The sequence below is a fragment of the Acinetobacter sp. 22323 genome, assembly GCF_052044895.1.
Classification (GTDB): domain Bacteria; phylum Pseudomonadota; class Gammaproteobacteria; order Pseudomonadales; family Moraxellaceae; genus Acinetobacter; species Acinetobacter schindleri.
The window spans coordinates 21,953-29,257 of record NZ_JBQEOL010000026.1 but is presented as its reverse complement, the minus strand read 5'-3'; the positions used below and the strand labels follow the sequence as shown (position 1 = coordinate 29,257).

Genomic DNA, 7,305 nt, shown 5'->3' with positions numbered 1-7,305 from the left:
GATCTTATGGAAACTGCGTACAGGCGCCACATGGCGTGATATTCCTCAAGAATTTTGTCCTTGGCAAACTGCTTATAATCGTTTTAATCGTTGGGCAAGCAAGGGATTGTGGAATAAATTTTTTTTAGATTACGAGGCGTCTTGGATCAAGAATGGGTATTCATTGACGGAAGCTACATACGCGTGCATCAACATGCAAGTGGAGCTCGGCATGGTTTCGAAAGAGCAATTGGACAATCACGTGGTGGACGAACAACAAAAATACATCTTGCAACCGACGCGAATGGATTACCGATTGATTTTAAAATCACTGGGGGTGGCGTCCACGACAGTCAAGTTGCAAAACAACTGATTGATACTGTAGGCGAGGCAACTTATCTCATTGCTGATAAGGGGTATGATGCTGAGCACATTAGAATATATGCCCAGAACAAGGATATGATTCCCATTATTCCAATGAGATCAAATAGTAAAAGATCGAATAAGGAGTTTGATAAATATCTATATAAATTAAGACATTTAGTTGAAAATGTGTTTGCGAGATTGAAGCATTTCCGAGCGATTGCAACCCGATTTGATAAGCTTGCACGAAATTACCAGTCTATGATTTACATTGCTTGCATGTTTATTTGGTGTAAAGCCAAATGAGGACACGCCCTAGTATTTGATCTTATTGTACTTTGTTTGATCTTTAAAAAGAAACCCCGCTTATTGCGGGGTTTCTTTTGTTCACGTATTTAAGAATTAAACACGTTCGATCACTGTTGCGATACCTTGACCAAGACCAATACACATCGTCGCAAGACCAATTTGTGTATCTTGTTGCTCCATTACGTTTAGAAGCGTAGTCGTGATACGCGCACCAGAACAACCCAATGGGTGACCCAATGCAATCGCACCACCGTTATGGTTCACGATGTCTTGTTTGTCATAAATACCTAAGCCTTTAAGAACAGACAGACCTTGTGCAGCAAATGCCTCGTTCAATTCAAATGTTTGAATATCAGAAATCGCAAGACCAGCGCGTTTTAACGCTTTTTGCGTTGCCGGAACCGGACCAAAGCCCATGATCGCAGCATCACAGCCTGCAACCGCCATAGAGCGAATTACAGCACGTGGCTTAAGACCTAAAGCTTGCGCACGTTCAGCAGACATAAGCAGCATAGCAGACGCACCGTCAGACAACGCTGAAGAAGTCGCAGCAGTCACAGAACCGCCTTTCGGATCGAATACTGGACGTAATGCTTTGAACGCTTCAAGGTTTGCATCAGGACGAATTACTTCGTCGATGTCGCAAAGCTGTTTAAAGCCGTTGGCATCATGACCTTCAATACCGATGATTTCGTTCTTGAAACGACCTTCCTGAGTCGCAGCCCAAGCACGGCGGTGAGATTCAACACCGAACGCATCTTGTTCTTCACGAGTAATGCCATTCATACGACCGAGCATTTCAGCGGTTAAGCCCATCATGTTCGACGCTTTTGCATAGTGCTTAGATGCCTCTGGATTCAGGTCGATGCCGTGCATCATACCTACGTGACCCATATGCTCAACACCACCAATGATGAACACATCACCTTGGCCAGTCATGATTTGTGCCGCAGCAGTGTGGATTGCCTGCATAGACGAACCACACAGACGGTTAACCGTTTGACCTGCAACAGTCTTAGGAAGATCTGCCAGTAACGCAATGTTACGACCGATGTTCATACCTTGTTCTAGAGTCTGGTTGACACAGCCCCAGATTACGTCTTCAACTTCGTTGACATCGAACTGGTTACGAGCAACAAGCGCACGTACAAGTTCAGCAGAAAGGCTGTCAGCACGTACATTGCGGAACATACCATTTTTGGTTTTACCCATTGCTGAACGTACGCCATCAACGATGACAACGTCACGTGGATTTAAAGTAGCCATTCACGTTGCTCCTTAACCGTAGAATTTTTTGTTGTTAGCAGCCATGTCACGCAACATTTGTGGCGCTTCATAAGCCTTACCTAAGTGTGCGTATTTGTCGCAAAGTGCAACGTATTCAGCTACACCAGTCTGGTCGATATAACGGCATGGACCGCCACGGAATGGAGGGAAACCTACACCCATGATCATCGCCATATCTGCTTCAGCAGGTGTTGCTACAATGTTGTCTTCCAGGCAACGAACAGTTTCGTTACAGAAAGCAAGCATCATACGGTCAATGATTTCTTGAGCATCAAATTCGCGTTTTTCCGCAGTTGCAACAGAAGCCACAAGATCGTATGCAGTTGGATCAACCACTTTGGCTTTCTTGCCTTTACGGTCCAATTCGTATTTGTAGAAACCAACGTCATTCTTTTGACCAAGACGTTTGTTTTCGTACATCACCTGGATTGAACCTTTGTAGTCAGGCTTCATACGGTCAGGGAAACCTTCCGCCATTACTTCTGCACCGTGAACGCCAGTATCAATACCAACAACGTCCATCAAGTAAGCAGGACCCATAGGCCAGCCGAATTTTTCCATCACTTTGTCGATTTGCTGGAAGTCAGCACCATCTTTAAGCAATAGATCAAATGCACCGAAGTAAGGGAACAATACACGGTTTACTAAGAAGCCCGGGCAGTCATTCACAACAATCGGTGTTTTACCCATTTTCTGAGCAAGTACCACAGTGGTTGCAATTGCTTCAGGAGATGTCTTCTCACCACGGATCACTTCTACCAATGGCATCATGTGTACTGGGTTAAAGAAGTGCATACCTACGAAGTTTTCAGGACGCTCCAGGTTTTCAGCCAGACGCGTGATTGAAATCGTAGAAGTATTCGAAGCAATGATCGTGTTTTCACGAACTTTCGCTTCAGTTTCTTTCAGTACAATACCTTTCACTTTTGGATTTTCAGTCACCGCTTCAATCACGATGTCCACTTCTTTAAACTCGTCATAGCTTAAAGTTGGGCGGATGCGCGCAAGAGTTTCACCCATTTGAGCAGGCTTCATCTTCTTGCGTTCAACTTGTTTGGTCAGTAAGCCGTTTGCTTCTTTCATACCTAAAGCAAGTTGTGGATTACCAATGTCTTTCATGATGATTGGTGTGCCTTTGCTTGCCGCTTGGTAAGCAATACCACCACCCATGATACCTGCGCCTAATACAGCCGCTTGGTTCACAGGGTGTGCACCTTTCTCATATTTCTTGGAAGTTTTCTTCACGACCTGGTCGTTGATGAATAGACCAATCAACGCACCTGCTTGCGGTGTTACCGCAGCTTTGGCAAAGCCTTGTGCTTCTGCTTTTAATGCTTCATTACGTGGAAGGCTTGCACCTGCCTGTAGTGAATCAAGCATCAATTTTGGCGCCGGGTACTGAGCAGGGTTTGCTTTCGCTAAAACCGCACCTTTCGCTGTATTGAACGCCATCATTTGCTCAAGCATGTTCAACTTAACAGGATCTAGTTTTTCCTGGCGTTTTGCTTTCCAGTCTAGACGACCTGCAATCGCTTGTTTAACCAGATCAATCGCAGCGTCTTGCAGTTTGTCCGCAGCAACCACAGCATCCACAGCACCGTCTTTCAGTGCAGCAGCAGGTTTCTTTGGATTGGCCATTGCCATCCATTCAACCGCATTGTCGATACCGATCACACGGCTTAAACGTACCGTACCACCGAAGCCCGGGAAGATCCCCAGTTTGATTTCAGGCAAGCCAACAGCAGCTGCTTCTGACATGACACGGTAGTCACACACCAGACACATTTCAAAACCGCCACCCAATGCTTGACCATTGATTGCAGCAACTTTAGGAATGTCTAAATCTTCAAAAGAGTTGAAGATGTCATGAACAGGCAGGGCCCATTCTACAATTGCCTGTTCGCCTTGCGCGAAGTTCGCACCGAACTCAGTAATGTCTGCACCTACGATGAAGGTTGACTTCGCTGAAGTGACGATTAAACCTTTAATGTCAGCGTTTGCTTTTACCGCGTCAATTGCAGCTTTAAAATCTTCAATTGTTGCACGGTTAAATTTGTTGACCGACTCACCTTGTAAGTCAAAGCGGAATTCTGCAATTCCGTCCGAAAGCATTTGGACGGTAATGGCATTGCCAGCGTGGATCATGCCTGATCTCCTTTATTTTGGAGGACTTCTAAGTTGATGTTGTGAAGAGCCTATGCGCGATTCCTGCGCATATTTATGCTTCGCCAATCTTACGATAACTATATCCAAAAAGAACATAACAAGTTGTATCAAGCCGTGACGCAAGGGTCATCTATTTTTGCCCGAACTGTTTTGGCTGTTATCCGTTCTAGTATGGCTCTTATCAAGCGCAATGAACTGAAGATTTTGTTTCAGCTCACAATTTTTTAATGAGAACTCCATTTATATTGGGTGATAGCGAGGCTTTTCAAGTCTTTGAAAAAATCGTTTTACTGTCAAAAAAGTCAATTTAGGGCAGAGAATTTCTTTGTTGCTGTTTTGCAGTCTGATCAAAATCGCGCTCCAAGTCCAGCTTTGTTGCAGTTTGGTTGTGAGGTGGTAGTTTGCCGATAAGCTGGCTGGGATTGTGAATCGGCCCGGCTTAGAATGGGTGAAAATAAGTAAAAACCTAGAACAATAATAAGAAGATCACTGCATGAAATTGACAGATCAGACGCTGATGCAGCAGATGCAGATTTCATTGCCCGACATCCAGCGACGCAAACAATTACTTGGACTGACCGAAGAAGCCCTGGCAGTACTGGCGACCGTGCGTGAACTGATAGAGCCAGGCTTGCAGGACACTGTGGCCGAATTTTATGACTATCAAACCTCTGTACCTGAAATTAATAATCTGATTGGTGATGTCGATACGCTTAAACGCCTCAAGGTCGCCCAGCATCAATATATTCTGGATCTGTTTTCTGGCTGCTATGACAGTGTTTATGTCAATAACCGCTTGCGTATCGGATTGGTGCATAAACGTATTGGGGTAGAGCCGCGTCTGTATCTGGCTGCCTTGCATCAGATTAAATTAGGCATTTTTAAACTGGTGGAACAGTATGTAGTGGATGCAGCCTTGGCACGGCAGGTGCAGGACACCCTGGAAAAACTGTATACCTTTGATATTACCTTGGTGGTTGAAACCTATATCTGGAGCCTGGTCAAAGAAGTGAATAGCTCCCATCACAAACTGCAGGAATATGCCATGGCACTTGGTGCGCATGCACAAGAAATGGAAACCCTGTCCCGGCTGGATCCACTGACAGGGCTTTATAATGTGCGTAGCCTGACTTCGATGTTGAATGAGTTACTTTATCGTGCACGGCAACAGCATGCGCCTGTGACCGTGGTATTCATTGATATCAACGACTTTAAACTGTTAAACGACCAATATGGCCATGTCTATGGTGATCAGGTGATTCAGGCAGTAGCGAGTACCTTAAAGCAGATTGCCCGGGATGAAGACTACTGTTTCCGCTATGGCGGTGATGAGTTTCTAGTGGTATTGCCGAACTGTACCGAGGCAGATGCCTTGCAAAGCTTTATTCCACGCGTAGAGCAGACCTTGAGCCAACTGACTATGCCGGTCAGTCTTAGTGTCGGGATTCATCAGGCCGATGCCAATAGCGGCTATCTGGATAGCGCCAGCCTGATCCGCTGTGCCGATGACAAGATGTATGCGGTCAAGAAACAATACAAAATGAAAGGGAAATAACAGTAATCAATACGGCAATTCATGATTGCTACTGCATGCTGTATCACTTTTAAAATATCTGATGAGTTAAGTAATTTTGCTGGTAGATCCTATTTTTAGATTTACAATAGCTTTAAGAATGGGGGAGCACACATGCAGGTATTTCGTTCCAAAAAAGACTGGTGGCTGGTGGCCTTTCTGGTGTGTATGACCGGACTATTGGTGCAGTTACTGCTGGTGATGTCAGCCAAAGGCACCATGCAGCAATATCCATTGCATACCGCAGTTTATATACTGACCATTGTAATGATCTGGTGGCCTGTGCTGAATACCCGATATGAGCTTACTGCAGATCAATTGATCGTCAAAAGTATGTGGTTTAGCTGGCAGATTCCCGTAGCTGCTATTCAGGCGGTCACTCCAACTGACTATTCATCTGTTGCGCCCGCTTTGTCCCTGAAGCGTTTACGCGTGGATTATCGTGAAGATGGAACCAATAAATTTGTGCTGATCTCACCCAAAGACCAGATGGCATTTATTAATGCGGTACAGAATCAGCAGGCATCTTAAGCGCTCATTCTGTGGTTGAAGCTATTCGGTCTGAATCACCAAATTGCCTTCAATACAATCTAGCTTCAGCGTAGACTGTTCAGGCTGATCTAAAAAATATACCGCTAAAACTGGTTCTAGTTCAGTACGCATCTTGCGACCCAGATGACGTGCGCCGTAGCGAATATCATGCCCTTGATAGAAATAGGCCTTGGCTGTATCGGTTAGGATCACAGTTCGCTTCTGATGCTGTAATCGCTGATTGAGTTTTTCCAGCTCAATCTCAACCAGTCGTGGCAGAGCATCATTTTGTACAGCCTGATAATGCAGGGTACGATCAATCCTGTTCAAAAATTCAGGATCAAATTTACGCTGCATGACCTTTTCAATAATGCGCTGTGTCGGTACTTTTTTCAGGCACAGATTCTGAACCTGCTGCGGCAAATAACTGAGCTTTTCCAGATATTGCTGGGCAGCTTGCGCGCCAACATTACTGGTCATAAAGATCATACAATTCCGAAAATCGATGGTCTTGGTGCCTGCTGTGAGGGTTAAACGACCTGTATCAAGCACGTTCATTAAACCTCGAATGACTTCGGTTGAAGCCTTTTCTAATTCATCAAATAGCATAATACCCGGACGGGTATGGCTACCTGCAATCGCAGTTTCATTGAACAGGCTATGACCTTCTTTTGAGCCGACATACCCCGGAGGCGCACCTGTTAGCGCTGCGGCATAATGTTCTTGCGCCAGCGTATTCATGTCGATACGGCAAAACGCATCTGGACGTCCATAGATAGCCTCGGCAATCAGGCGCACAGTCTCGGTTTTACCTACTCCGGTTGGGCCAAGCATCAAGGTCACGGACAGGGGACGATCCGGGCTGGAAAAATCAGCCTTGACCACATGTAGCATCTTTTCGATTTCATTCAGCGCAGCATCCTGCCCAATAATCCGTTCCCGGAGCAGATCCATGACCGCCTTGGGTTCAAAGTGAAAGCGTGGCTTACCAATCAGGCGGTCACGTTCCGAAGCACTATGCGTGGAGGTGCCAGGCTGGACGATATGGAAACCGGAATGCTGCGTGGTCATCTTGGGGAATCTCAAAAACGAACCCG

The 7,305-nt window shown here is 45.6% G+C and carries 5 protein-coding genes and 1 pseudogene; 3 read left to right on the top strand and 3 right to left on the bottom strand.

What is annotated here, in order from left to right; all coding sequences use genetic code 11:
* A pseudogene (locus tag ACTJIX_RS13915) lies at positions 1–648 on the top strand (IS5 family transposase); the annotation flags it as partial.
* Between the two features lie 96 nt (positions 649–744).
* Here the strand turns inward: ACTJIX_RS13915 and fadA are convergent.
* Positions 745–1,917, bottom strand: coding sequence for an acetyl-CoA C-acyltransferase FadA (gene fadA, locus ACTJIX_RS13910; RefSeq protein ID WP_004813618.1), 1,173 nt, complete (start codon positions 1,915–1,917; stop codon positions 745–747).
* A 12-nt stretch (positions 1,918–1,929) separates the two neighbouring features.
* Positions 1,930–4,083, bottom strand: a complete 2,154-nt coding sequence (gene fadB, locus ACTJIX_RS13905) for a fatty acid oxidation complex subunit alpha FadB (RefSeq protein ID WP_440611541.1) — start codon at positions 4,081–4,083, stop codon at positions 1,930–1,932.
* Positions 4,084–4,597: 514 nt separating this feature from the next.
* Here fadB and ACTJIX_RS13900 point away from each other — a divergent pair.
* Both ACTJIX_RS13900 and ACTJIX_RS13895 read left to right on the top strand, forming a co-directional pair.
* The gene (locus ACTJIX_RS13900) at positions 4,598–5,659 is read left to right on the top strand and encodes a diguanylate cyclase domain-containing protein (protein ID WP_440611540.1); all 1,062 of its coding nucleotides are present in this window, start codon (positions 4,598–4,600) and stop codon (positions 5,657–5,659) included.
* Positions 5,660–5,791: 132 nt separating this feature from the next.
* Complete coding sequence (locus ACTJIX_RS13895) at positions 5,792–6,208, top strand: PH domain-containing protein (RefSeq protein ID WP_416664679.1); 417 nt, start codon at positions 5,792–5,794, stop codon at positions 6,206–6,208.
* Between the two features lie 21 nt (positions 6,209–6,229).
* Here the strand turns inward: ACTJIX_RS13895 and ACTJIX_RS13890 are convergent, their stop codons facing one another.
* Entirely contained in the window at positions 6,230–7,279 is a 1,050-nt protein-coding gene (locus tag ACTJIX_RS13890) for an AAA family ATPase (RefSeq protein WP_163167445.1), read from the bottom strand.
* Positions 7,280–7,305: the final 26 nt, after the last annotated feature.

Bases quoted from the DNA above. Each gene is read 5' to 3' on its own strand.
- fadA (WP_004813618.1), bottom strand. From the start codon at position 1,917: ATGGCTACTTTAAATCCACGTGACGTTGTCATCGTTGATGGCGTACGT.
- fadB (WP_440611541.1), bottom strand. From the start codon at position 4,083: ATGATCCACGCTGGCAATGCCATTACCGTCCAAATGCTTTCGGACGGA.
- ACTJIX_RS13900 (WP_440611540.1), top strand. From the start codon at position 4,598: ATGAAATTGACAGATCAGACGCTGATGCAGCAGATGCAGATTTCATTG.
- ACTJIX_RS13895 (WP_416664679.1), top strand. From the start codon at position 5,792: ATGCAGGTATTTCGTTCCAAAAAAGACTGGTGGCTGGTGGCCTTTCTG.
- ACTJIX_RS13890 (WP_163167445.1), bottom strand. From the start codon at position 7,279: ATGACCACGCAGCATTCCGGTTTCCATATCGTCCAGCCTGGCACCTCC.